This is a genomic window from Ralstonia sp. R-29, assembly GCF_049913345.1.
GTDB lineage: Bacteria > Pseudomonadota > Gammaproteobacteria > Burkholderiales > Burkholderiaceae > Ralstonia.
On record NZ_CP184377.1, the window covers coordinates 3,213,187 to 3,238,198 of the forward strand.

Annotated in this window: 27 protein-coding genes; 18 read left to right on the plus strand and 9 right to left on the minus strand. The window is 65.7% G+C overall.

What is annotated here, in order from left to right; genetic code table 11:
- Window positions 1-37: 37 nt before the first annotated feature.
- The 4 genes from ACN9M1_RS15140 to ACN9M1_RS15155 form a co-directional block, all read right to left on the minus strand.
- Entirely contained in the window at window positions 38-2,236 is a 2,199-nt protein-coding gene (locus ACN9M1_RS15140; RefSeq protein WP_426395587.1) for a xanthine dehydrogenase family protein molybdopterin-binding subunit, read from the minus strand.
- Window positions 2,233-3,249 (minus strand): FAD binding domain-containing protein, encoded by a 1,017-nt coding sequence (locus ACN9M1_RS15145; protein WP_426395589.1) that lies wholly within the window; start codon window positions 3,247-3,249, stop codon window positions 2,233-2,235. The genes ACN9M1_RS15140 and ACN9M1_RS15145 overlap by 4 nt, the downstream gene beginning before the upstream one ends.
- A 9-nt stretch (window positions 3,250-3,258) precedes the next feature.
- Window positions 3,259-4,011, minus strand: a complete 753-nt coding sequence (locus ACN9M1_RS15150; protein WP_426395591.1) for a 2Fe-2S iron-sulfur cluster-binding protein — start codon at window positions 4,009-4,011, stop codon at window positions 3,259-3,261.
- 171 nt (window positions 4,012-4,182) lie between these two features.
- A complete protein-coding gene (locus ACN9M1_RS15155; protein ID WP_426395593.1) occupies window positions 4,183-5,493 on the minus strand; it encodes a M20/M25/M40 family metallo-hydrolase in 1,311 nt (436 codons plus the stop codon).
- Between the two features lie 185 nt (window positions 5,494-5,678).
- Here ACN9M1_RS15155 and ACN9M1_RS15160 point away from each other — a divergent pair, with 185 nt between their 5' ends.
- Window positions 5,679-6,473, plus strand: a complete 795-nt coding sequence (locus ACN9M1_RS15160; protein WP_426395595.1) for a DUF1835 domain-containing protein — start codon at window positions 5,679-5,681, stop codon at window positions 6,471-6,473.
- 64 nt (window positions 6,474-6,537) lie between these two features.
- On the opposite strand, the gene kefC is transcribed toward ACN9M1_RS15160, so the two are convergent.
- Together kefC and ACN9M1_RS15170 are read right to left on the minus strand one after the other, a co-directional pair.
- On the minus strand, window positions 6,538-8,490 hold the full coding sequence (gene kefC, locus ACN9M1_RS15165) for a glutathione-regulated potassium-efflux system protein KefC (protein WP_426395597.1): 1,953 nt from the start codon (window positions 8,488-8,490) through the stop codon (window positions 6,538-6,540).
- A gap of 13 nt (window positions 8,491-8,503) precedes the next feature.
- On the minus strand, window positions 8,504-9,052 hold the full coding sequence (locus ACN9M1_RS15170; protein ID WP_426395598.1) for an NAD(P)H-dependent oxidoreductase: 549 nt from the start codon (window positions 9,050-9,052) through the stop codon (window positions 8,504-8,506).
- Window positions 9,053-9,463: 411 nt separating this feature from the next.
- On the opposite strand from ACN9M1_RS15170, the gene ACN9M1_RS15175 reads away from it, so the two are divergent.
- The 10 genes from ACN9M1_RS15175 (at window position 9,464) to ACN9M1_RS15220 (ending at window position 16,677) form a co-directional block, all read left to right on the plus strand.
- On the plus strand, window positions 9,464-10,159 hold the full coding sequence (locus ACN9M1_RS15175) for a GNAT family N-acetyltransferase (RefSeq protein ID WP_426395600.1): 696 nt from the start codon (window positions 9,464-9,466) through the stop codon (window positions 10,157-10,159).
- Between the two features lie 257 nt (window positions 10,160-10,416).
- Entirely contained in the window at window positions 10,417-12,051 is a 1,635-nt protein-coding gene (locus tag ACN9M1_RS15180; RefSeq protein ID WP_426395602.1) for a methyl-accepting chemotaxis protein, read from the plus strand.
- Window positions 12,052-12,067: 16 nt separating this feature from the next.
- On the plus strand, window positions 12,068-12,709 hold the full coding sequence (gene cysC / locus ACN9M1_RS15185; protein WP_426395604.1) for an adenylyl-sulfate kinase: 642 nt from the start codon (window positions 12,068-12,070) through the stop codon (window positions 12,707-12,709).
- Window positions 12,706-13,812 (plus strand): sulfotransferase family protein, encoded by a 1,107-nt coding sequence (locus tag ACN9M1_RS15190; RefSeq protein ID WP_426395605.1) that lies wholly within the window; start codon window positions 12,706-12,708, stop codon window positions 13,810-13,812. Before cysC ends, ACN9M1_RS15190 begins: the two co-directional genes overlap by 4 nt.
- 134 nt (window positions 13,813-13,946) lie before the next feature.
- Complete coding sequence (locus ACN9M1_RS15195) at window positions 13,947-14,450, plus strand: cupin domain-containing protein (RefSeq protein ID WP_426395607.1); 504 nt, start codon at window positions 13,947-13,949, stop codon at window positions 14,448-14,450.
- A gap of 270 nt (window positions 14,451-14,720) precedes the next feature.
- The gene (locus ACN9M1_RS15200) at window positions 14,721-15,134 is read left to right on the plus strand and encodes a hypothetical protein (RefSeq protein ID WP_426395609.1); all 414 of its coding nucleotides are present in this window, start codon (window positions 14,721-14,723) and stop codon (window positions 15,132-15,134) included.
- Window positions 15,135-15,158: 24 nt separating this feature from the next.
- Window positions 15,159-15,593, plus strand: a complete 435-nt coding sequence (locus ACN9M1_RS15205; RefSeq protein WP_426395611.1) for a hypothetical protein — start codon at window positions 15,159-15,161, stop codon at window positions 15,591-15,593.
- Between the two features lie 47 nt (window positions 15,594-15,640).
- Window positions 15,641-16,030 carry an SgcJ/EcaC family oxidoreductase gene (locus ACN9M1_RS15210; RefSeq protein ID WP_426395613.1) on the plus strand — a complete coding sequence of 130 codons (390 nt, stop codon included), beginning with the start codon at window positions 15,641-15,643 and terminating at the stop codon, window positions 16,028-16,030.
- Window positions 16,027-16,287: a hypothetical protein gene (locus tag ACN9M1_RS15215; protein ID WP_426395615.1), complete on the plus strand. Its 261-nt coding sequence runs from the start codon at window positions 16,027-16,029 to the stop codon at window positions 16,285-16,287. Before ACN9M1_RS15210 ends, ACN9M1_RS15215 begins: the two co-directional genes overlap by 4 nt.
- Window positions 16,288-16,299: 12 nt before the next feature.
- Window positions 16,300-16,677, plus strand: coding sequence for a hypothetical protein (locus tag ACN9M1_RS15220; protein WP_426395616.1), 378 nt, complete (start codon window positions 16,300-16,302; stop codon window positions 16,675-16,677).
- Window positions 16,678-16,747: 70 nt separating this feature from the next.
- Here the strand turns inward: ACN9M1_RS15220 and ACN9M1_RS15225 are convergent, their stop codons facing one another.
- Entirely contained in the window at window positions 16,748-17,236 is a 489-nt protein-coding gene (locus ACN9M1_RS15225; protein WP_366170931.1) for an Lrp/AsnC family transcriptional regulator, read from the minus strand.
- A 166-nt stretch (window positions 17,237-17,402) separates the two neighbouring features.
- Between ACN9M1_RS15225 and hppD the strand changes: the two genes are divergently transcribed.
- The gene (hppD, locus tag ACN9M1_RS15230) at window positions 17,403-18,509 is read left to right on the plus strand and encodes a 4-hydroxyphenylpyruvate dioxygenase (protein ID WP_426395619.1); all 1,107 of its coding nucleotides are present in this window, start codon (window positions 17,403-17,405) and stop codon (window positions 18,507-18,509) included.
- A 126-nt stretch (window positions 18,510-18,635) separates the two neighbouring features.
- Here the strand turns inward: hppD and ACN9M1_RS15235 are convergent, their stop codons facing one another.
- Together ACN9M1_RS15235 and ACN9M1_RS15240 are read right to left on the minus strand one after the other, a co-directional pair.
- On the minus strand, window positions 18,636-19,238 hold the full coding sequence (locus ACN9M1_RS15235; protein ID WP_426395620.1) for an EF-hand domain-containing protein: 603 nt from the start codon (window positions 19,236-19,238) through the stop codon (window positions 18,636-18,638).
- A 142-nt stretch (window positions 19,239-19,380) separates the two neighbouring features.
- Complete coding sequence (locus ACN9M1_RS15240; protein ID WP_426395622.1) at window positions 19,381-20,067, minus strand: type II secretion system protein N; 687 nt, start codon at window positions 20,065-20,067, stop codon at window positions 19,381-19,383.
- A 176-nt stretch (window positions 20,068-20,243) separates the two neighbouring features.
- Between ACN9M1_RS15240 and gspG the strand changes: the two genes are divergently transcribed.
- From gspG to gspL, 6 genes are all read left to right on the plus strand, one after another.
- A complete protein-coding gene (gspG, locus tag ACN9M1_RS15245) occupies window positions 20,244-20,714 on the plus strand; it encodes a type II secretion system major pseudopilin GspG (protein ID WP_426395624.1) in 471 nt (156 codons plus the stop codon).
- 28 nt (window positions 20,715-20,742) lie between these two features.
- Window positions 20,743-21,231, plus strand: coding sequence for a GspH/FimT family pseudopilin (locus ACN9M1_RS15250; RefSeq protein WP_426395625.1), 489 nt, complete (start codon window positions 20,743-20,745; stop codon window positions 21,229-21,231).
- Window positions 21,228-21,632 carry a type II secretion system minor pseudopilin GspI gene (gene gspI / locus ACN9M1_RS15255; protein WP_366170921.1) on the plus strand — a complete coding sequence of 135 codons (405 nt, stop codon included), beginning with the start codon at window positions 21,228-21,230 and terminating at the stop codon, window positions 21,630-21,632. Before ACN9M1_RS15250 ends, gspI begins: the two co-directional genes overlap by 4 nt.
- Entirely contained in the window at window positions 21,613-22,344 is a 732-nt protein-coding gene (locus ACN9M1_RS15260) for a PulJ/GspJ family protein (protein WP_426395627.1), read from the plus strand. The genes gspI and ACN9M1_RS15260 overlap by 20 nt, the downstream gene beginning before the upstream one ends.
- A gap of 1 nt (window position 22,345) precedes the next feature.
- On the plus strand, window positions 22,346-23,419 hold the full coding sequence (gene gspK / locus ACN9M1_RS15265) for a type II secretion system minor pseudopilin GspK (RefSeq protein WP_426395629.1): 1,074 nt from the start codon (window positions 22,346-22,348) through the stop codon (window positions 23,417-23,419).
- 169 nt (window positions 23,420-23,588) lie between these two features.
- On the plus strand, window positions 23,589-25,004 hold the full coding sequence (gene gspL / locus ACN9M1_RS15270; RefSeq protein WP_426395631.1) for a type II secretion system protein GspL: 1,416 nt from the start codon (window positions 23,589-23,591) through the stop codon (window positions 25,002-25,004).
- The last annotated feature ends 8 nt before the right edge of the window (window positions 25,005-25,012 follow it).

Consider the following 25,012-nt stretch of genomic DNA (forward strand, 5'->3'; position numbering starts at 1 on the left):
GCGCCAGCGGGGCTTTTTCATGCGATCGGCTTTACGGTCAGATGAGCTTGTCGAGCGTGATCGGCAGTTCGCGCACGCGCCGGCCGGTGGCGTGATAGACCGCGTTGGCGATCGCCGCCGGCACACCGGTGATACCGATCTCGCCAATGCCCTTGGCGCCCAGCGGGTTGATATGCGGGTCGACCTCGTCGAGCACGAGGATGTCGATGTCGGGCACATCGGCGTTGACGGGCACGTGGTACTCCGCCAGGTTGTTGTTGACGATGCGCCCGTAGCGCGGGTCGAGCAGGCTGTCTTCGAATAACGCCATGCCCATGCCCCAGACGATGCCGCCCAGGAGCTGGCTACGCCCCGTCTTGGCATTGAGCAGCCGCCCCACCCCATAACTGCCCACGATGCGCGAGACGCGGATCACGCCCAGGTCCGCATCGACATGCACTTCGGCAAACACCGCGCCGAATGAATGCATCGAGAACTTCTGCTTCTCTTCGCCGGGCTGCACCTTGGCGGTGGCTTCAATGGGCCGGCCGTGGCGTGCAACGACCGCCGCCACCGGCTCGCGCGCACCGCTGCGTGCGCTCAAAAAACCTTCGGCAACGGTGATGTCGCCCGCAGCCAGTCCGTGCAGCGGTGAGCTGGTGTCGGCAATGGCCGCGGCAATCAACGCATCGCGCGCCTGGGCGCCGGCGGCCTGCACGGCGGACGACACACTGGCGGCGCTCTGCGAGCCGCCCGAGACCGGCGCCTCCGGCATGCGCGTATCGCCCAGGCTGAAGTGCACGCGCTCGACGGGCACGCCCATGGCGTCGGCCGCCACCTGCGTCATCACCGTGTAGGTGCCGGTGCCCAGGTCTTGCGAGCCGGATTCGACCTGCACAGTGCCGTCGGGCAGATAGCGCGCGGCGGCGGCGGCGGGGCTGCGGTTGGCGGGGTACGTGGCCGTTGCCATGCCCCAGCCGATACGCGTATTGCCCTCGCGCATGCTTCCCGGCTGCGGATTGCGGCGCGCCCAGCCAAAGCGTTCGGCGCCGGTGCGGTAGCACTGGGCCAGCGATTTGCTCGACCAGGGGATGCGCTTTTCCGGGTCTTGCGCGGCGTCGTTGCGCAGGCGCAGCTCCACCGGGTCCATGCCGAGCGCGTAGGCCATCTCATCTAGCGCGACTTCCAGCGCGAAGCTGCCGGTGGCCTCGCCCGGTGCGCGCTGGAACGTTGGCGTGCCCACATTGAGCCGCGCCAGCCGGTGCGTGGTCCGCTGGTTGGGCGTGTCGTAGAGCATGCGCGTGACGATGGCGCAGGGCTCGGTCCAGTCTTCGATCATCGACGTGGTGGTCAGTGAATCGTGCGAGATGGCGGTGAAGCGGCCGTCGCGGGTGACACCCAAGGCGATGCGCTGCTCGGTACGCGGGCGGCCACCGACGGGGCCGAACATCTGCGGGCGCTCCAGCACGAGCTTCACCGGGCGGCCAACCTGCCGCGCTGCCATCGCTGCCAGCACCACGTGCGACCACACCGAGCCCTTGCAGCCAAACCCGCCGCCAACGAACGGGCACACCACGCGCAGCTTGTCGGGCGACATGCCCAGCGTCTTGGCCACCGTGCGGCGCACCCCGGACACGTACTGCGTGCTGTCGTACAGCGTGAGCGCATCGCCATCCCACACGGCGACGGTAGCGTGCGGCTCCATGGGGTTATGCGTTTCCATGGGCGTGCCGTACACAGCCTCGACGCGCTGCGCGGCTTGCGCCATGCCGGCGGCCACATCGCCGCGTGTGGTGTCGGCTGATTGCGTCTGCACCTTGCCGGGCGAATGCGCATCCGCCCGGGCGGTCTCGAAATCGAGCCGTGCCGGCTGCTGCGTGACCTCCAATCGCACCATGCGCGCGGCGGCCTGGGCGTGCTCCAGCGTATCGCCCACCACCAGCGCGACCGGCTGGCCGTTGTAGTGCACCTGATCGTCCTGCAACAACGACAGCGCGCGCCCGGCCGGCGGCTCCAGCGCGGGCTTGCCGCCGTTGGGCAGGCGCGGCGCGTTCTCGTGCGTCATCACCAGCAGCACGCCGGGCATGGCCTGCGCGACATGCGTGTCAACGCGTGTAATGCGTCCAGCGGGCACTGCGCTCTGCACCAGCACGGCGTGCGCCAGATGCGGCACCTGAAACTCGGCCGCATAGCGCGCCTGCCCCGTGACCTTGAGCAGACCATCGGTGCGATCCAACGGTTGACCAACGTTGCTCATGCCACACCTCCTGTCGCTTCCTTTGCCGGTCTGGCGGCCATGGCCAGCGCCCGCGCCACCGCGCGCTGGGCGAGCGGCACTTTGAAACCGTTGTCGCGCAGCGGCTGCGCGCCCTGCACGGCCAGCGCACCGGCCTGGGCAAACAACTGCGCATCCGCCGCCTGCCCCGCCAACATCTGTTCCGCCGCATGCGCGCGCCAAGGTTTGTGCGCCACGCCGCCCAGCGCGATGCGCGCCTCGCGAATCGTCCGGCCATCCGCCTGCAACGCCAGCGCCGCCGCTACCGACACCAACGCAAACGCATAGCTCGCGCGATCACGCACCTTCAGGTAGTGCACGTGCATGCCGAATGCGGGCGGCGGCAAATCAATCGCGACGATCAACTCGCCGGGCGCCAGCGTCGTATCGACATCGGGATGCGCTTCCGGCAGCCGATGAAACGCCTCGATCGGAATGCGCCGCTCGCCATGTGCGCCGTGTACCACCACGGTGGCATCCAGCGCGGCCAGTGCGACGGCCATGTCCGACGGATGCGTCGCCACGCAAGCCTCGCTCGCACCAAGGATGGCGTGCATGCGATTGAACCCCTCGCGCGCCGCGCAGCCGGAGCCGGGCTGCCGCTTATTGCAGGCCGGGTACGCGGTGTCGTAGAAGTAATGACAGCGCGTGCGCTGCATCAGGTTGCCGCCGTTGGTGGCCATGTTGCGCAACTGGCCCGAGGCGCCCGAGACAATCGCCTCCGTCAGTAACGGATAGCGCGAGCGGACCAGCGGATGCGCCGCCGTATCGGCATTGCGCGCCATCGCACCCAGGCGCAGGCCGCCGTCGGGCAACGCGCGGATCTCTGCCAACGGTAGTCGGCTCACATCCACCAACCGCAGAGGCTGTTCGACGCCACCCTTCATCAGGTCCAGCAGGTTCGTCCCGCCGCCGATATAACGCGCGCCCGGCTCGCGGCCCAGGCGCACGGCGACCTCAACGGAAGAGGCACGGTCATAGGCAATCGATTGCATGGCGGCTCCTTAGACGGTGTTGCCCGACTTGGCAGCCACCACACGAATCGCCGCCACGATGTTGGGGTACGCACCGCAACGACAGAGGTTGCCGCTCATGCGTTCGCGGATCTCATCTTCAGTCAGCGCAACCGGGCCATCGTTGCCCAGCGCCGCGGGCGGGGTGACCGTACTCGGCATGCCCCGCCGGGCTTCGTCGAGCACCGCCACCGCAGAGCAGATCTGCCCCGGCGTGCAATACCCGCACTGAAAGGCGTCGTGCTCCAGAAACGCTGCCTGCATCGGGTGCAGCGCGGCGCGGTCGATTACGCCGTCATGCCCGTGGGCCAGCCCTTCCACGGTGGTAATGGCGTCGCCCTCGTGCATGATCGCCAGGGTCAGGCAACTGTTGATACGCCGGCCGTTGACGAGGACAGTGCACGCGCCGCACTGGCCGCGGTCGCACCCTTTCTTGGTGCCCGTCAGGCCCAGCACCTCGCGCAACGCATCGAGCAGCGTCACACGCGGCTCCAGGGACAACGCATACGGCTTGCCATTGATGTTGAGCGACACGGGCCGCGCTGGCGCCACGGCAGCCGGACGCGCGGGTGTGTAGGCGGAAGCCGAGGCACCGGCCGCCTCATGCGGCAGCGCCAATGCCGTCGCCGCCGCCGCTGCGCTCTGCAGAAAACCGCGCCGGCTCGGTCGTGCGGGCGACCCGTCCGATCCATGATCGGAACCACCCGCTGCAGCGGTGAAAGGTTCGGAACGCTCTTCTGACATCACGCATGCTCCACCGGCCACGTGGCCGCAACGGGAAAACGAGGGGACATGCGTCAGGGGAAAGCAAGCGGAATACCCGGCACCCGGGCAGCCGGAAGCCACCGAACGGCGGCCTCGCGTAGGAGATTGGTTGCGGCGCGTGTAAGGCTTACGCGCCGCGTTGCAGTGCGGTTACTTGGCCGTGCCGACGCGGTCGCGCGACACATCCATGACCATGCGCGTGAGCAGATACAGGCGCGGCACGATCGAGTTCAGGTCGACGTACTCCGCATCGTTCGAGTGCGCGCCAAAGCTCGCCAGGCCAAAGCGCTCGAGCACGGGTGCCTTGGTCTTCGACGCAGCAAAGGCGGCATCGGTGCCGCCGCCTTCGGCCTTGTCGTCAATCTCCAGCGTCTTGCCGAGTTCGCCGTAGATCTTCTGGGCGTGTTCGGCCAGCACGCGCGACGCCGGCGTGGCTTCCAGCGGCGGCCGGCGGCGCTCGAACTTGGCCGTGACCTGCGTATCTGGAATCAGCTTGTTCTTGATGCGCTCGTTGATGGTCTCTTCCAGCTTGTCAGCGTCCGTTGCGCGCAGCAGGCGCACATCCGCCTGGGCGCTGGCCACGGCGGGGATCACGTTGCGGTTGGTGCCCGCCTGCGCCACCGTCCAGTTCACCTTCAGGCCGGTTTCCGGCTTGGACAGATCACGCATCTGCAGTACTTGGTGCGACAACTCGTATAGCGCGTTGCGGCCCTGCTCCGGCGCGCCGCCGGCGTGCGACGCCTTGCCCTTCACATCCAGCAGGATCGCGCCGATGCCGCTGGTCGCCAGCGACAGCTTGTCCGACGTCACGCGCGTGCCTTCGCACGAGAACACGGCGTCCTGCTCGGCGCCCAGCTTGGCCTGCATGGCGCGCGCGCCCGGCGAGCTGATCTCTTCATCGCCGTTGATCAGCACCGTGAGCGTGCCGTACTGCTTGAAATTGACGGCCTGCAGAATCGACACCGTGTGCAGAATGACCGCCACACCGTTCTTGTCGTCGGCAATGCCCAGGCCGTAGGCACGGTCCCCGTCGATACGGAACGGCTGCTGCGCGAGCATGCCCTTCAGATAGACGGTGTCCATGTGCGCGATCAGCATGATGTTGCGCTTGCCCTCGCCCTTGAAGCGCGCGAGCACCATCTTGCCGACCTTCTCGGGCGTGTCGGCCATGCGGTAGGCGTGGTCGCTCGGGTCAATCAGCTTGACGTCGCCGCCCAGGGTGCGCAGGCGGTCGGCAATCACGCCGGCAATCTTGTCTAGGCCTTCGATGTCCTTGCTGCCAGACTCGATTGACACCAGCGTCTTCATGGTGTCGATCAGCGCCGGTTTTTCCTGCTGAGCGCGCTTGTAGATTTCCGCGGGCGGCACGGCGGCGGCCTGACCCGCTACCAGCGCGCCAACCATGGCCAGCACGGCCAGCGCTGCCGGTCGTGTTCCCCGGGCAAACGATTGGGCTCTCATACCTGTTTCCTCACCTGTTTTTCGTTATGGCTTGCAGCAAAGCGGCGATTTTCGCATGGGCATCTGAGCATTGCCTGCATCCCATTTCTCCGTCGCGCCGGGCGCCATGACGCAACGCAAAGGAATCCCGACAGAGGTGCGCAAAACGAGAGCACACCGCCGACACTCTCGCTACAATTGCTGCCATGCAATACATCCATGTCGTCAACGGCGATGTTGCCGGCGCCACGCTCAAGCAGGCGCTCGCACAGGCTGGCCGCCCCGATTCCGTAGTCATCCTGCGCGACGATCTCGCCGTCGGGCCGCTGGCCGACGTCGACAGCGTGGCGATGGCGCGCTCGGGCTTCTGGCAGCGTGTCGCCCCGAACAGCAACATCGACTTCGCCGCCGAAATGCGCAACGGCCTGGCCTCGCTGGCCGACCTGCGAGATGCCACAACTGAAGTGGCCATCTGGCACGGCCAGAGCGCATCGGATCAGCTCATGCTGCGCCGGGTCGCCTTTCACCTGCACCAGTCGCCCCAGCGCATCAATGAAGTCGGCATGGATGTGCGTGAACTTGAGGCACCCAACGGCCAGGGCCCGCTCACGACCGTCGGCATGTACTCGGGCGCGCGGCTGGCACGGCGGTTTTCGACCATCGCGCCGGTGTCGGTGTTACGTATCGGTCGCTTGGCGTACGAATGGCAGCAGACCGTGCGCGAGAACGCCGACGTGCGGCTATGGAAGGGCAACACGCTGGTGCCGGTGTCGTACGGCACCGTCGATGAGGTGATCCTCGAGCACGTGCCGACAGATTGGGCCAGCGCCCGCGACGTGGTCGGCAGCATCATGGGCGCCATCGATGGGCTGCTCGCCAGCGACTGGTTCGTGTTCTGGCGCTGCCGCGAGTTGGTTGGCAACGGCCAACTGCTGCTGCGCGGCGAGGCCGATTCGCTCAGTACGTGCGAGCTGCGGCGGAATGTGAGCGTGGCGGTCTAGCGCCGTACTCGCATCCAGCAAAAAGGAGCGCCCGAGCGCTCCTTTTTTATTTCATGCTGCCGCTTCAGCTTTCGCGGCGAATGCCGGCGCGTGCCGGGCAGTCAATAGGCGTGCCGGGTTCCCCACCATCGACTTCGTTGGCGAGACCAGCATCGGGCTGCGCATTTTCGGCGTCGCTGTGCCCGCCGTTGCCCATCTCGCCCTCGCCCCACGGCAGACCGGATTCTCGCAGGCGTTTACGCTGCGTGCGGTCGCGCTGGAACATCTCGGCCAACTCATCCCGACCTTGCTGCGCGAGCGAGACAAGCTTCTTCTGATCGCGGTAGACGGGGTAGACCTGCTCCATGGAGTTGAGCGTATGACGGCGGAACGTCTGGGCGATGCGGTGCGCCTCGTACGGCTCCTTGCCCAGCCCCTCCAGCACACGGCGGCCGAGCATGAGCGAGCCCTCGAACATCTCCCGCTCGATCACCTCCACGCCGCGGTCCCGCAATTGGTACACGTGCGACACGTTGCGCGCCCGCACGTACAGCGTCAGGTGCGGGAAACGCTCGCGCACGCGGTCGACCACTTCCAGGCTGGTTTCCATGTCGTCGATGGCGACGACCATCATGCGGGCCTTGTCGGCGCCGGCCGTTTCCAGCAGATCCATGCGCGTGGCGTCGCCGTAGAAGACCTTGAAGCCGAAGCGGCGCAGCATGTCGATCTGGTCAGGGTCGTGGTCGAGCACCGTGGCGCTGTAGCCCTGGCTGTAGAGCATGCGACCGACGATCTGCCCGAAGCGACCAAAGCCGGCGATGATGACTTGGTTGTCCTGCGGATCAATAGCGTCCGGCGCGCGCTTCTTGCCGTCCATCAGGCGCGGCACGAGCACCTTGTCGTGGAAGAGCAGCAGCAATGGCGTGGCCGCCATCGATAGCGCCACCACCAAGTTCAGCGCGGCGGCCGTTTCTGCGCCGAGCACATCGCCCGCCACGCCGGGGCCGAACACCACAAACGCAAACTCACCGCCCTGCGAGAGCAGGAATGCAAACAGCCAGGCCTGCCCGCGCGCAATGCCAAAGCGCGTCGCCAGCAGGCGCAGCGCGCCGATCTTCACCGCTAGGAACACGGCCACCAGGCCGATCACCGCCAGCGGCTGACGCATCAGCACGCCAAAGTCGATCGACATGCCGACGGCCAGGAAAAACAGCCCGAGCAGCAGGCCCTTGAACGGCTCGATGTCGGTTTCCAGCGCGTGGCGGTATTCGGAATCGGCCAGCAGCACGCCGGCAATGAAGGCGCCCAGCGCCATCGACAGGCCCACGCTGTGCATCAGCAGCGCAATGCCCACCACCAGCAGCAGCGAGAACGAGGTGAACATCTCGCGCATGTTGGTGCGGGCAATGGCGCGCAGCACGGGCCGCAGCAACGTCCGCCCGCCAAAGATGACCCCTGCCACCACGCCCACCGCCTTGGCCGCCGCCATCCAGTGATGGCCACCGGAGGTGTCACTTGCGTCGGTTGCGAGCAGCGGCAGCAGCGCGATCATCGGGATGGCCGCAATGTCCTGGAACAGCAGGATGCCGAAGCTGGCCGTGCCCGCCGGCGTGCGCATCAGGTTGCGCTCCGAGAGCGTGGCCAGCGCGATCGCCGTGGAGGAAAGCGCCAGCCCCAACCCCGCCACAACAGCCGCCCGCCACGGATGGCCCACCGCCATCACCGCCAGCCCGACCATCAGCGCGCACACCACCAGCTGCAGCCCGCCGTAACCGAAGATGCTGCGCCGGAGCGACCATAGCCGCGCCGGTTCCAACTCCAGCCCGATCACGAACATCATCAGCACGACGCCGAACTCCGAGAAATCCAGGATCGACTGCACATTGGTAATGAGCCGCAGCCCCCACGGCCCGACGATCACCCCGGCCAGCAGATAGCCGAGCACCGAACCCAACCCCAGCCGCCGCGCCAGCGGCACCGCCGCCACGGCCGCAGCCAGGTAGATGACGAAATTGACGAGCAGGTCGTGGGATTGCATGAACGAAGGCGGATCAGTCAGGTTCAACCGGCAGCCAAGGCTGCAGAGCAGCGCGGATGCCGTCGATATGGGCAGCGATCATCTCGGGCGTGGCGTCGTCGGCGTCGTGCAGCACGTGCGGCGGCTCCCATTGCATGCCGCACAACGCGGCGGTCTGCTGCAGCGGCAGCAGGAACATGTCGAACGTGTGGCCGTGGGTGCCGTCCTGGCTGTAGGCGTGGGCGCGGCCACCGGTAGTGGCCAGCACCATCATGTGCTTGCCGCGCAGCGCCGTGCCGCCCGGGCCGTACGCCCAGCCCATCTCCAGCACCACGTCGATCCACTCCTTGAGCAGCGACGGCGTGGCGTACCACTGCACCGGAAACTGGAAGACGATCAACTCAGCCGCCTCCACCGCCTCCTGCTCCAAACGCACGTCGATGTCGAAATCCGGGTAATGCCAATACAGATCGTGCATGGCCACGCCGGGCAGGCTGGCCAGCGCACGCGCCAGCGGCTTGTTGGCGCGCGAACGGCGCGGCGCGGGATGCGCGTAGATCACAAGAATGCGCGAAGGCGTCATGGACGAGAAAGGGAAAATCAGGAGGCGGGGCCGCTTGAACGCGCATCTTCGCACGGCTAATGTGGAGCAGCGTTACAGCAGCCGCACCGTTCGTCGTATGCCGCATGCGGCATTTGCGCAAAGCAGGCGATGCCGGCGCCTCTTTTTGCGCAACGCAACAACGTGCGTTGTTGATGTGCCACAAACCCGAAGGGCGCGTCCCACTGCGGTAAATCAATGATTTGACGAGAAATTCCGGCACGACGCTGACGTCAGCCTTACGGGAAATCCCTGATTGCCCTACAATAGCATGGTGCATTGCACAACACCCAGTTGCATCCGACTGTGTGCCTCAGCAGGCGCTATCCGCCTCTGCATCCGATCACTTTTGCCCGCGCATGAACGGGGGCAAACCGCATAGGAAACGTTGTCGTGAACCCGCTCGAACTGAGCAAGGCCATCGGCGTCGTCACTCAGGACGACATTGACAAGACCGAGGCGGCGCAAGGCGCGCCGCGCTCCACCGTGCTGGTGCGCGAGCTTGCCGCGCACCACCGGTCGCGCCTGCTCAAACACTTGTTGGCCCTGGGCCAGGAAGACCGCCTGCTGCGTTTTGGTCAGGTGGTGGGCGATCACGTCATCGAAGCGTACGTCGACAGCATCGACTTCGACCACGACAAGGTCTTCGGCGTCTATAACGATCGCCTGGAGCTGGTCGGCGTCGGCCACCTCGCCTATCTGCGCGACAACCCGCAAGGGCGTGTGGCGGAGTTTGGCGTGTCGGTGTCGGAATCGGCCCGTGGCAAGGGCGTGGGCAGTGCGCTGTTCCAACGCGCCGCCATGCACGGCCAGAACACCAAGGTGCGCACGTTGTACATGCACTGCCTGTCGCGCAACGCGGCCATGATGCACATCGCCAAGAAGGCCGGCATGCGCGTGCAGTACGCCTACGGCGAGGCCGATGCCTACCTCGAACTGCCACCCGCCGACACGATGAGCTTGCTGACCGAAGCCATCGACGAGCAGGTCGCCGATCTCGACTACATGCTCAAGCGCAACCTGCGCGACGTGCGCCGCTTCGGCCAGCGCTTCTGGCGCTCACTGGTGCCGCAAAAGCGCACGGTCTGATCGCACCGCTCACATGAAAACGCCCGGCTCTGACCGGGCGTTTTTGTTTGCGTGACGCGCTCTTATTGCATGCAATTCAATGCAAGTCATTTCAAGAAAATGAACTCTGTAAAAAACGTCGTGATTATCCAATCGACTATTTTGTGACGGTAATTCAACGTACGTTTACGCATTTGCAGTAATTCGATTTAAATCGCTCAAGCTCCTGCCAGCCCGTTCGTTAGAGCAGTCGTTATCGATTAACGACGGGGACGATCATGCGATTTTCGCAAATGAAAGTGGCCACCCAACTTGCGTGGGGGTTCGGTCTGACGATGGGGCTTCTTGTGCTCCTGATGGTATTCAGCCTGCTGCGCATGGCCGATTTTCGGCGGTTGATGGAAGAGACCACGGAAATCAACGCCGTCGAAGCCAAACTGGCCGCCAAAATGTACGCCAGCGTAACGGAGCGCGCCCTCGCCTATCGGAATATCGTGCTGCTGGATCTGCGTGAGGAAATCGACGTCGAGCTTGGCCGCATCGAGAAGCAGGAACGCCTCTACAGCGACGCCGAGCAGCGACTCGGCCGCATGTTCGACACCCTGGGCGACACGACGACCGACGAGAAGGCCCTGTTTGCGCAGATCCGGCAGCAGGCTGAACTGGCCGCGCCGTTCATCTCGCGCGTCAAGGCGCTGATCGCGGCCGGGCATAAGGACGATGCCTACAAGGTGCTGCGCTTCGAGTTCCGCCCGGTGCAGCGCGCCTGGTGGGATCAGCTCGCCAAGCTGCAGGTCTTTGAAGACAAGCTCAACGACGAGAACACCGTCAAGGCCAAGGCGAGCTACACCGACAGCCGCAACTGGCTGCTGACGCTCGGCGGACTGGCGCTGCTGGTCAGCCTGGCCGCCAGCGTGCTCATCACGCGCGGGTTGCTGCGCAAGCTCGGTGGCGAGCCCAGCACGGTGGCCGAGATCGCCGGCCAGATCGCCGGCGGCAACCTGGCCGTGGTTATCCACACGCGCAGCGACAACCAGGCGAGCCTCATGCACGCCATGAAACGCATGCGCGACAGCCTGGCCACGATTGCCGAACAGGTGCACACCAGCACCGACACGCTGGCGACCGCATCGGAGCAGATCGCCACCGGCAACTTCGATCTGTCGACCCGCACGCAGGAGCAGGCCTCCGCCCTGGAGGAATGCGCCGCGTCGATGGAAGAGCTCAACGCCACCGTCAAGCAGAACGCCGACCACGCGCGGCAGGCCAACGAGCTCGCCACCACGGCGGCCGACGTGGCTACGCAAGGCGGCACGGTGGTGGCACGCGTGGTCGACACCATGGCCGCGATCAGCGCATCGGCGCGCAAGGTGAGCGAGATCATCGGCGTGATCGACAGCATTGCGTTCCAGACCAACATCCTCGCGCTCAATGCCGCGGTGGAAGCGGCGCGGGCGGGCGAACAAGGACGCGGCTTTGCCGTGGTCGCCAGCGAGGTGCGCGGGCTGGCGCAGCGCTCGGCATCGGCAGCCAAAGAGATCAAGCTGTTGATCAGTGATTCGGTCAACCACGTGGACGCCGGCAACCTGCTGGTGGAACAGGCCGGCACGACCATGCAGGACGTGGTGACCAGCATTCACCGCGTGACCGCCATCGTGACCGAGATCATGGGCGCAACGGACGAACAGGCTGGCGGCATCGACCAGATCCACCGCGCCATCACGCAGATGGACGAAGTCACGCAGCAGAACGCCGCGTTGGTGGAAGAAGCCGCAGCGGCGGCCGAGTCCATGCGCGAACAGTCGTGCCGACTGGTGGATGTCGTGAGCGTATTCAAGCTGGCGAACCCGACGCTCGCGACCGCACCAGCGCCGCGCATCGGCTATCGCCAGCCCGCACTGCTGCCAGCCTGATGTGGAGGATGCTGCGATGAACACCGCCGCCCTATCCGGCCCCGCCGCCCGCAACGTCTACTGGCACGCTGGCACCGTGGCCGACGAAGCACGCGCGCGCCAGTTCGGCCACGCACCACTCACGCTGTGGCTCACGGGCCTGAGCGGCGCGGGCAAATCCACCCTCGCCTATGCGCTGGAGACACGTTTGTACGACGCGCGGCAGCGCTGCGCCGTGCTCGACGGCGACAACCTGCGCCACCACCTGAACCACGATCTCGGCTTTACCGAGGCCGACCGCACCGAGAACCTGCGCCGCGCCGCCGAAGTCGCGCGGCTCATGAACGACGTCGGCCTGATTGTCATCACCGCGTTCATCTCGCCGCTGCGCGCCGACCGCGACATGGCACGCGAGATCATCGGCGCCGACCGGTTCGTCGAAGTCCATGTCTGTACCGCGCTCGACGTGTGCGAGGCGCGCGATCCGAAAGGCCTCTATGCCCGTGCGCGTGGCGGGCTGATCCCGCAATTCACCGGCGTGTCGTCGCCGTATGAGGCCCCGGCGGCGCCGTCGTTGCGGCTCGACACCGGCGCCATACCGCTGGTGGCCGCCACGGCTGCGCTGCACGCCCACCTGTCTGCCTGGCTGGACAGCCGTCAACCGGAGACCGTTCGATGACCGCCCCTGCACGCCCCGTTTTGATGATTCCGCTGCGCCGCTGCGGCAGCCACGCGCTGCGCCTGCGCCTGAACTTCAACCCCGCGTTCTACGCGCCATATCCACTGCACATTGTCGATTTCATGCCGCTGGTGCCGCTGTACGGCAACCTGCAGGACGATCACGCCTACTTCCGTCTCGTGACCGACGTGATCGGTCTGCAAGCCGCCAGCATGGTGAAGTGGCCCGGTGCGGTGTTTGACCCGGTGGACGTGTTCGAGGCCCTGCGCGATCAGCCCCGCAGCGTGCACCGCGTGGTGTGGGAGCTGTTGCTGCGTGCCGGCGCCCAGCGCGGCGCGCGCGTGGTCATGGACAAATCGCTCGACAGCGTGCACTACGCGGCCGAGCTGATGGCGCTGTTCCCGGACATGCGCTTCCTGAACGTGGTGCGCGACCCGCGCGCGCAGGTCGCGTCGATGAACCGCGCGATCATCCACGATTTCGACACGCTGCTGAACACGCAAACCTGGGTGGCCGCACACCGCGCCGCCAATGCGCTCATCGCGCAGTATCCCGAGCGCACGTTCACGCTCCGCTATGAAGACTTCCTGATCGATCAGGAGACCACGCTGCGCCGCGTGTGCACCTTCCTGGAGATCGACTTCCTGCCGCAGATGCTGGACGTATCGCGCTCGGCCGAGGCGCGGCAGATCTCGCAGCTCTCGGCGCTGTGGACGTCCAACTGCTTTGCGCCCGTCACCGCCAACATCGACAAGTTCCACCAGCAGCTTTCGCTGGACGAAATCACGCTCATCGAAACCTTGGCGCGCGACGACATGGCCCGCTACGGCTATGCGCCGCTGACGGCCGCCGATGCCCACATCGAAACCGATGCACTGGAAGCCGCGCGCACGCGCTCCGAAGCCGGCCGCCAAGCGGCATGGCGTGCGCTGGAAGCCGACAATTACCGAGACTTCGTCCTGCGCCGCCACCGCGCCGACTTCCTGGCCAGCGTGCGCGAGCGCCTCATGTTGCAAGCCACGACGGCCGCCACTAGCGCAAGCGCATCGCCGCATCGGCTGGAGGCACTGCCTGACCCGGCAGCATTTGAAGTCGCGGACTAGCCCGTCTAGAGCAATTGCGCGCTTGTCAGCCGTACGGGTGCCTTCCCTACGATGAGGTTGAGGCACCGCTCGCCTTCCAGTGGCGGCCATCCGCGTCGCCCGCGAGCCCGTGCCGCGGCAAGAAGGAGACCACGATGAAGACACCCTCCGCGCAATGGCCTGTGCTCGCGACCGCCGTGCTGCTGTGCCTGGGCAACCTGCCCGCCAACGCTCAGGACAAACCCCAGGACAGCGCCATGGCCGACATGACGATGGCTAATCCGGCTGATCTCAAATGGGTCGACGCGCCGCCGGGTCTGCCCAAGGGCGTGAAGCTCGCCGTGCTCTACGGCGACCCGGGCAAGGATGGCCCCTACGTCATCCGCCTGAAAGCACCGGGCGGCTACAAGGTGCCGCCGCACTGGCACACGCAAACCGAGAATCTCACGGTGATCTCGGGCACGCTCTACCTGGGCAGCGGCGACACCATGGACATGGGCGCCGCACACGCGCTGAAAACCGGCGGGTTCCACAACCTGCCCGGAGGCATGCACCACTACGCCTTCACGAAGACGGCGACCGTGGTGCAGATTCATGGCACAGGGCCGCTGGATGTGAAGTACGTCGATCCGAAGGATGATCCGACGGCCACGCAGTGAAACCGCCGGCTGGCAAGCTACATCAACAGCCCTTAACACGCCGCTGCCAAGCGCTGGCTACCATGCCCCTCTACAGGTGAAACAACCACGGAGGGGCACATGGTCACCAAAGCCGAATCCGCCCGCACGGCAGCCATGCGAAGGACCATCTCCGGTTGGCGGTCCGTGAGCACACAAGACATGCCGTGTCGTACAAAACTCCGGCAATGCCGCCTACACCCGAAAACTGGACGACATACTCACGCTCATCCCGAACGTCGGAACCGCCGCATGCAAGTCAGCCGCATCGCTATCGTCCTGTCATTGCTCGGCGCTCACTCGGCCATGGCCGCTGACACGCTCATCGGTACCTATCATGGCGATGGCCGTGCCTGCTTTGGTGCGCTCTTTGTCCGCCCCGAGACGATTGAGTGGAACGCCAGCTTCTTCAAATGCGGCCCGGCGCGGTACAAGGTGGTCGAGCAAAACCTTGCAGGCGACAAACCACGCGCAGCCTTCAAGATTGACGACCGCCGCAAGCGCTGCGGCCTAGCGGTCATCGAGGTCTACCGCTACAACGATACGTTCTGGAACGTGAAGGGTTATCCAACCCTAGAGGCATACGAGAAGCGCGAAGAACCCGGCTGGAAGGACGCAGCCGACCCTGCGCGGCAGGTCGCCCTGTGCGGCATGCGCAAGGAATAACCCAGCGCCGCCCCCATTACCGCCATGCAGCCGCTCCAACGCTTCGCCCTGGAGAAACACAGCGGCCCGTATGAACGGTGGCCGGCGCGCACCCGCGTGATCGTCGATGGCGTGCCGCACCCCACGCTCGCCATCCCCGGCTATGGGCTGCTGCGGCAATACCAGACCGACCTCGGCTTCGTGCTCATCACCGAGTACGACTGCCCGTTTGAAGAGGCCGTCTCCATCTCGCTCGTCGCGCCCGACCTGTCACGCGTCATCAGCACCGGCACCATCGGCGCGGCGTACTACACGTTCTGGCTGGACGATGTGGAATGGATCGACGCGAATCAATTTCGCCTCACCTGCAAGGACGCCGCCGGCGACTGGCTGGTGACGCTGCGCGCGCGGCACATTCCCGTGTTGGCTCCCGCCGTCTTCATCAAGCGTCGCGCGACAACGCCGGTCGAACCCGCGTAGCGCGTAGTAGAGTGAACGCCCCCGCTTTCACTGCCTCCCATATCGCCATGACTGACGACGAACGCGCCATCCGCAACGTGGTAGAGACCTGGATCGCTGCCAGCAAGGCGGGCGACCTAGATACCGTGCTGGGCCTGATGAGCGATGACGTGCTCTTCCTCACGCCCGGCCAAGCGCCTTTCGGCAAGGAAGCCTTCGCCAAGATGTCCGATGGCATGAAGGACGTGCACGTCGACGGCACGAGCGATATTCAGGAGGTGCAGGTGTTTGGTGAGATTGCGTATCTGCGCAATCTGCTGCGCATCACGATGACGATGCCGGATGGGAAGGTGACGAGGCGGTCTGGGCAGACGCTCACCATCTTGCGCAAGGAGGCGGATGGGAAGTGGCGGTTGGTGCGGGATGCGAATTTGGTGATGGCTGAGGCTGAGGCATGAGCATGGTCTTCTTAGCCATCACTCCGGAAGGTTTGCAGCGTGCGCTACAACTGGCAGGTGATACCGGTCTGCCGATCTGGTGCGGATCGGATGCCGTATCCGATGCCGACTACAGCAAACTCGCTGGACGCAACGTCTCGCGGTTTGTTTACCCACTGGGCGGCGCATCGACCGAAGCTCTTCAAGATGCAGTCGATACGATTGCGGAACATCATCCAGGCGAACCCGTTTGGGTAGAGCACCTGACGTCGACCTAGACCCATTCCCTCATGCAACTCTCTCTCGAACGACTCTGGCGCGACCCCGATGACGGCATGCTCGAACTACGGCTATCACTCCAGAGCGCTACGCAATCCGTCTCAGTCGACTTCTATGATTACGCGCCCAGCGTGACAGCGTGGGGCGCACGATTGGCGGCGTTCCCGGCCAGCATCAGCGACGAGGCAACGTTCGAAAGAGGCGCCAAGGGCGACAACACCAATCTCTGGCTGGCTATCCGCGCGTTTGTGGTGAACGGCGCTGGCGCAACGGCACTAGAGATCGACTATGAGAAGCGCGGTGATCGGCTGAACCGCGAGGCAGCCCGCTTTGCCGTTTCAGTTGAGGCTGCGGAAATCAACCGCCTGGGCGCAGCGCTTAGGGCGTGAGAACCTCATGAGCGAGAGCCCCTGCGATTCGACGCTCACTCAGTGGAATGCCACCCGGCATAACCCCCCCTCAAACCACCACTGGCAACGCCGTCGTATCCTTAATCCGCTCCAGCGCAAAACTGCTCTTCACATCAATCACCGCCGGATGCGCGAGCAGTTGGTCGCGGATGAAGCGCGCGAAGTGCTCCATGTCTTCCACGAACACCTTGAGCAGGTAGTCCATCTCGCCAGTCATGGCATAGCAGGTGACCACCTCGGGCCACGTCGCCACGGCGGCGCGGAAGATGTCTGACGGCCCCTTGCCCTTGGGCGCCCCGCCCTGCTTTTCCAGCCGCACATTGATGTACGCCGACAACCCCAGCCCGATCTTGGTCGGGTCGAGCAGCGCGGCGTACTGGCGGATCACGCCGCTCTCCTCCAGGCGGCGGATGCGTCGCAAACACGGGCTGGGTGACAGGTTCACCCGCTCGGCGACTTCCAGGTTGGTGAGGCGGCCGTTGTTCTGGAGGACTTCCAGGATCTTGCGGTCGATCTTGTCGAGTTCCACCTTGCTCATTTTGTTGCTCCGCACCAATTAATTCGGCAATTTTCTTGCGCAAATTTAGCAAGACGGGCACAACTTCGCAATTTTTGCTTTGCGTGACACTTCTACACTGCGAGGATCGTCAAAGACCTGAGCGCCCGGACTACTCCACGCGGCGCCCGCCCTGCAGGAGATCGCTATGCAATTCACGCCTTGGGAAAACCCGATGGGCACCGCCGGTTTCGAGTTCATCGAATACGCCGCGCCGGATCCCGTTGCCATGGGCAAGCTGTTCGAGAACATGGGCTTTACCGCCATTGCGAAGCACCGCCACAAGAACGTGACGCTGTATCGCCAGGGCGAGATCAACTTCATCATCAACGCCGAGCCGGATTCGTTCGCGCAGCGTTTTGCACGTCTGCATGGTCCGTCGATCTGCGCGATCGCGTTCCGCGTGCAAGACGCCGCGTTTGCCTACAAGCGCGCGCTGGAGCTGGGCGCCTGGGGTTTCGACACCCACAGCGGCCCGATGGAGCTGAACATTCCGGCCATCAAAGGCATCGGCGATTCGCTGATCTACCTGGTGGACCGCTGGACCGGCAAGAACGACGCCAAGGCCGGCGACATCGGCAACATCAGCATCTACGACGTGGATTTCGTGCCCATCGCGGGCGCCAACCCGAACCCCACCGGGCACGGCCTGACCTACATCGACCACCTGACGCACAACGTCTACCGTGGCCGCATGAAGGAATGGGCTGAGTTTTACGAACGCTTCTTCAACTTCCGTGAAGTGCGCTACTTCGACATCGAAGGCCAGGTCACGGGCGTGAAGAGCAAGGCGATGACGAGCCCGTGCGGCAACATCCGCATCCCCATCAACGAGGAAGGGACGGAGAAGGCCGGCCAGATCCAGGAATACCTGGACATGTACCACGGCGAGGGCATCCAGCACATCGCGCTGGGTTCGACCAATCTGTCCGCCACGGTGGACGCGCTGCGCGCCAGCGGCATCAAGCTGCTCGACACCATCGACACGTATTACGAACTGGTCGACAAGCGCATCCCCGGCCACGGCGAAAACGTGGCGGAACTGAAGAAGCGCAAGATTCTGATCGACGGTGCCCCGGGTGACCTGCTGCTGCAGATCTTCTCCGAGAACCAACTCGGCCCGATCTTCTTCGAGTTCATCCAGCGCAAGGGCAACCAAGGTTTTGGCGAGGGCAACTTCAAGGCGCTGTTCGAGTCGATCGAGCTCGACCAGATGCGCCGTGGCGTGCTCAAGGCCGACGATCAGCCGGCCTGAAGACCCTCAAACTTCAGGCGTGCTGTACCCGCACCCCGGTGGTTCGCCATCGGGGTGTTTTTTTGCGCGCATGAAAAACGGCGCCCGAAGGCGCCGTGCGTTGCAACTGCGGCAGGGCTCTGAGGCTTATTCGCCCTTGGTGGCGGACGGACCGCCCGGCATGGCTGCAGCTGCCGGGGTGTTCTTCTGCGCCTTGCGCGCGTCGTGGCGGGCCTTCATGTAGGCGCGGATCTCGTCTTCCGTAACCTTGCCGTCGTGGTTGGCGTCGATCTGGTCGAACTTCTTGGCCAAGTGCGGCATGCCGGCTTGCGCTTCTTCCTTGGTCAGGGCGCCGTCGCCGTCCTTGTCAGCGGCCTTGAACTTGGCGTCGAAGCGTTCCGCCATCTTTTCGCGCATTTCGCCCTTGTGCGCCTTGTGCCAGGCGGCCAGTTCATCCTTGCTGAGTTGGCCGTCGTGGTTGGTATCAATCTGGTCGAAGTTCTTTTCCAGCCAGGCGTGGCCCTTGGCCTCGTCGCGGGAGATCTGGCCGTCACCGTTGGTATCTAGGGCCTTGAAACCGCCGTGGTGGCCGGGCTTGCCGGCGCGAGGGCCATTCAGCGCGGCGGGCGCTGTCGTGGGCGCCTGGACAGCGGGTGCGCTGGCATCCTGCGCGCGGGCGTTCATGCCCGACATGGCCAGAAACAGGGCCGAGGTGGCGAGGAAGGCGTGGACAGCACGTTTGTTGGTCATGGTCAGCTCCTTTTCACATGGACTCACAGGACTGTGATGCCGATTAGAACCCGACAATGCCGGCATGTTGCCGTGTTTTACACGCTGTTACCCCAATGACATGCTCTGTAATATCGGCCCGCACGTCACAATGGGCGGGGGCTTACTCCTGAGACGGCTGCGGGGCGACGTCGCCCTTGCGTGCGGCCGCAGCGGCCCGATGACGCGGGCCGGCGATACCACCGCCTTGAGCGGGGGCAGCCTCATCTCCCGTGTTGATCTGCGGCGGTGCGATGGGCAGCATGGCGCCCGGCATGGCCGTGTTGGCAGGGTTGTTAGGCACGGCCGGGGGCGGCATCGCCGGGGTGGCCAGCGGGGCTGCTGCACCGGAAGGCGGCAACGGCATGGACGGCGGCGCATTGCGACCGGCTTGGGACACCCCGGCGATGGCACTCGCCGGCAGCGGAATCTCCTGGCGCGCGCCATTGCGTTCGATCACCACCGAGCGCGCCTTGATTTCCACCAGCTTCAAGTTGGACGACAGCGACTTGCCAGCGCGCACAGCCTGCGGCGGGCCACCATCAACGGAAACGATCGCTGCGCCGGAGCCGTCCGTCAGGTCCGCCACTACGCCCATCACCTGCACGTCGCGCGGACCGCTCTGCGGGCCACCGCCAAACAACGTGACGGCGGCGCCGGTTTCCAGCGCATCCGTCTGCGCCACGCGCGCCTCACGCGGCACGCTCAGCGAGCGCAGCGACGACAGCGTCAGCACCCAATGCGTCAACAGCGCACACAGGGCAGCAAACAGTACAAGACTGAGCAGGCGAGACGACTGTTGAGCATTCATGAATATTGGCGATACACCGGAGGAATTCGTCGATTCTATCCGTCCTTCATGCCGTTTCGGTGAAGCGCGTGGACGGCCACATCTATACGCCGAAGCCGCACGACCCCGGCGCGCGTTCTATGGTCATATGTCACAGATATACTGTGTTCCTTCCTCTTATTGCCAACTCTCTCGCCATGATGCAAGGCCAACTCCGCTCATCTTTCCGGCAACGCGCACTGGGTCGCCATGCGGCGCGCGGCTTTACGCTGATCGAAATCATGGTGGTGGTGGTGATCCTGGGCATTCTTGCCGCGCTGGTGGTGCCGAAGATCATGAGCCGCCCCGACGAGGCGCGCATCATCGCCGCGAAGCAGGACATCGCCTCGATCTCGCAGGCGCTCAAGCTCTATCGCCTCGACAACGGCCGCTACCCGACCACGGAGCAGGGCATCGGCGCGCTGGTCGCCAAGCCGACCACCGAGCCCATCCCCAACAACTGGAAGGCCGGCGGCTATCTGGAACGCCTGCCCAAAGACCCGTGGGGCCACCCGTACCAATATCTGAACCCGGGCGTACGCGGTGAAGTGGACATCTTCAGCTTTGGCGCGGATGGCCAAGCCGGCGGCACGGGCAACGACGCCGACATCGGCAACTGGGACAACTAAGCCTCAGGCCACCTGCATCCCGCTCGCCATGCTCGGCCAACCTCGCCATCGCCGGCACCTGCGCGGCTTTACGCTGCTGGAACTGCTCGTGGTGGTGGTCATCATCGGCATCGTGCTGGGCGTGGTGGCTGTGAACGCCACGCCCAACCCGCGCTCGCAACTGGCTGACGATGCGCAAAAGCTGGCCCGCCTGATCGAACTCGCGCAGGAAGAGGCGCAACTGACCTCGCTGCCCGTCGCATGGGAAGGCGACACGCAGGGCTGGCGCTTCTACGAATCGACGCCCAACGGCTGGCGCCTGCTCAACCGTGACGTACTGGCGCCGGGCCACTGGCGCCAGGGCATGGACAACGTGCAGATCGTCGCCGGTGCAGCCGCGGCCCCTGGGGCGCCGCAGCGGCTGATCTTTGGCCGCGAGGCGATCGGACTGCCGTGGCGCGTGGCGCTGTCCTCGCAGGGGTCGCGCGTGGATGTGCTATCCGACGGCGGCCCGCGCGTGCTGACGGAATTGCAATGAGCCCGGCCCGCTCTCTGCCGCGCGCACGCGCCCGAGGGTTCACCCTGCTCGAAGTGCTGGTGGCGCTGACCATCGTGGCCGTGGCGCTCACCGCCACCATGCGCGCCATGGGCGGCATGACCACTGCCAGCGACTCCTTGCAAACCCGCATGATCGCCACCTGGAGTGCCGAGAACCACTTGGCCAACCTCCGGCTCGCACGCACCTTCCCCGACCCGGGCTCGCGTGGCTTTGCGTGTCCGCAGGGCGATACGCAGCTCTGGTGCGAAGAGACCATCGCCAGCACACCCAACCCGGTGTTTCGCCGTGTAGAGGTGGCGGTCTATCCGGACGCCACCAAATCCGTGCGCCTAGCCTGGCTCGTCACCCTGCTCCCCAACGATGCGCGCAATGTCTTCTAAGCACCGCGCGCGCGGCTTCACCCTGCTCGAGCTGCTAGTGGCGATCACGCTGCTGGCCATCCTGGCCGTCATCGCCTGGCGCGGGCTCGACAGCATGACGCGCACGCACGAAGCGCTAGCCCAGCGCGACGAACGCATCGAAGCGCTCAAAACGGCCTACGCCCAGTTCGACGCCGACTGCACCCAACTGGCCGATCCGAACACGCTGTCGCGCTCCCCCGTGGAGGTGGATGCCAACCGCGTGCTGCTGGTGCGCGACCGCCGCGATGATGGCCAACCACCAGCATGGCAAGTGGTGCTGTATCGCACCATCGATGGCCGCCTGGAGCGCCTGCAGAGCCCGCCCATCACCAACCGCAGCGACCTGCGCAACGCGCTGGACAACCTGCGCCAGGGTGGCGGCACTGCAGCGCGCTACCTGCTCGCGAGCAACGTCGACGGCATCAGCGCGCGGGCCTGGATCGAACCGGGCGGATGGATGGACAACGCCGGCGCCCTTTCGGCAGCGCTGTTTCCCGCCGGCAGCAATACGACCACGCTGACGGACCTGCCGGCCGCTGCATCCACACCCGCCGCCTCGGGCGTGGCGGCCAACACTGGCGTAGTGGTGCCGGCGGCCTCGGTGCGCGCGGTGGAACTGGCCCTGCTCGTGCGCATGACGCCGCAGGGCGCGCCGCAGCGCTTCACGCGCATCTGCATGACGGGGCTCTGACATGGCGCGATGCTCCCGTCCCCTCGCTCAACGTACTGCGCGCCAGCGTGGTGCAGCCATCATCATGGCGCTGCTGGTGGTGACCCTGGCGGTGGTGATCGTCTCGGGCATGCTGTGGCGCCAGCAGGTGGAGATTCGCGCGGTGGAAAACCAGCGGCTCAAGGCACAGGCCTCGTGGATCGCGCGCGCCGGCGTCGACTGGGCGCGCCTGATCCTGCGCGATGACCAGCGCCGCACGGGTGCCGTCGACCACCTGGGCGAAATCTGGGCCGTGCCGATCCAAGAGACCAAGCTGTCGGATTTTCTCGGCAGCTCCTTGCGCACGGATGCTGCCGGCGAGGAGTCGTATCTATCAGGCCGGATCTTCGATGCCCAGGCACGCTTCAACCTGATGAACCTGCTGACGATGCAGACCCTGGGCTCGCGCACCATCGTCACCGGCCGCGACAAGGACGGCATCAAGGCCTACGGCCTGCTGCTGCAATCGCTCAACCTCGACCCGAGCCTGGCCAACGTCACGGCCACGTACCTGGCGCAGATGCTGGGCGGGTTCCAGTCAGCCGAGGGTAGCCAAGGCGGCAGCCAAGATACCGGCGGCGCCGGTGGCAGCGCTGGCGGCAGCGGCAACAGCCCTCGCCCGCTGGACGACGTCGACAGCCTGCTCACCGTCCCTGGCTACACCGCCGACACCATCACCAAGCTGCGCCCCTACGTGATCGTGCTGCCCACCCGCACGCAGATCAACGCCAACACCGCCAGCGCCGAGGTGCTGGCCGCCGTCATCCCCAACTTGAGCCTGGACCGCGCCCGCGCGCTGGTGCAGGCGCGCGACCGGGCGTACTTCCGCAACATCGGCGACGTCACCAATCAGTTGCGGGGCATCGCGCCGGGGGCGGATACCACCGCCGCCGCCAACCTGCTGGACGTGCAAACGCACTACTTCCTGGTCTACGGCATGGCCCGCCATGAGCGGGCGCGGATCGGCGAAGTGGCGCTTGTTTCACGTGGCGATCCGGTCAACAATAACGCCACCCGCATCGTCTGGGTCCGCCGCGCGGATGCGATTCCGTCATGACGGCGCCGCAACACCCCTGCCTATGCGGAGGTTCCGCAAGTAGACAGACCCCAGCCTTCGCCGTATTGTCATCCGCATCGTTCAGCATCGCGGGTTTTGCGCAATCCGGCGCTTCCGTTGGCAGCAAGCGCATCCACACTCTGAAGACCTATATCAATAGAGGAGCGGTTTGACGACCTCCCTGTACGTGCGCCTGCCGCACCGGCCCATTCAATCGCCCGAGCGCTGGCAGGCGGGTGCGCTCGCCTCCGTGCCGTTTGCGCTGGTGCGCGAGGAAGGCGCGCAAGGGTCGCAACGCATTCTGCGTGAAGGCACGTCGCGCACTGACGAGCTGCCGGCCGCCGATCGCCTCATCCTCCTGCTGCCCGCCGCCGATGTGCTGCTGGTGCCGGCCAACGTGCCGCCGCTGGCGTTGCCCAAGCTGCGTCTGGCCCTGCCGAACCTGGTGGAAGACCGCCTCGTGCAGGACGCGCAGCAATGCCATATCGCCCTGGGGCCGCGCCTGGGTGCTGCGCCGGCCCGTGGCTGGCGTGCCCCGCGCGAGCCGCAATCGCGCGCGCTGATGATTGCCGACCGCGCGTGGGTCCGCTTCATCCTGGACACCTTTGGCGCGCACAAACACCGCACCTGTCACCTGCTGCCGGCCCAGCTTTGCCTGCCGTTTGAAACGCCAGCGACTGCCGTGCTGCAAGCGGAAGCCGCCAACGACGCGGAGCGTGCCGAGCCCTCACTCGATGCGCCGGCCGAACCTGCGGTGGCAGTGGCAGAAACGGCCGTGGCTGCCGCCACCATCGCACTCGACGCCGCGCCGCCGTCCGACCCGGACGCGCCCGCTGCCGTTGACATCACCGTGCGCACCGGCCCAGCCGATGGCTACGGTCTGCGCCTGATGCCGGCCAACGTCGGCAACTGGCTGGCCATTGCCCCGGCACCGGCCACGCTGATGGTCTCCCCCGCGTTGCGCGAATTGGCGCCACCCCTGTCGACCGACCCAGCCGCTGCCACGCTGGATTGGACCACCTGGGCCGCGGGCGCGCGCACCGCGCTGGCATCCGGCGAAGCCGATCTGTGCCAGTTCGATTTCGCCAACGGCGGCATGGCCGGCGTGGACTGGCGGCGCTGGCGCCTGCCGATCGCACTGGCGGTGCTGATCGTGGTGGTGCAGCTCATCGGCATGAACGCGCGCTGGCTCACGCTGCGTGCCGAGCAGAAGCGGCTCGATGCCGCCATGCGCATGCAACTGCAGACGGCCTTCCCGAACACGCCGGTGATCCTCGACCCGCCCGCGCAGATGCGCCGCCAGGTCGAGCAGCTGCGCCTGGCTGCCGGCAAATCGGCGCCCGAAGATTTCCTGCCGCTGGCCGATCGCTTTGCCCAGGCCGCCACGGGTCTCGCGCCCGATGCGCTGCTCGCGCTCGATTACCACGGCCGCGCGTTGACGATCACGCTCAAGGACGGCACCGACACCGCGGCCCTGCGCACGGCCGCCCGCAACATCGGCCTGAACATGGACACCGCCGAAGCCCCGCGCGGCGCTGAAACCACCGTACCTGGCTCGCGCTGGACGGTCTCCATCGCCCAATAACGCATTCG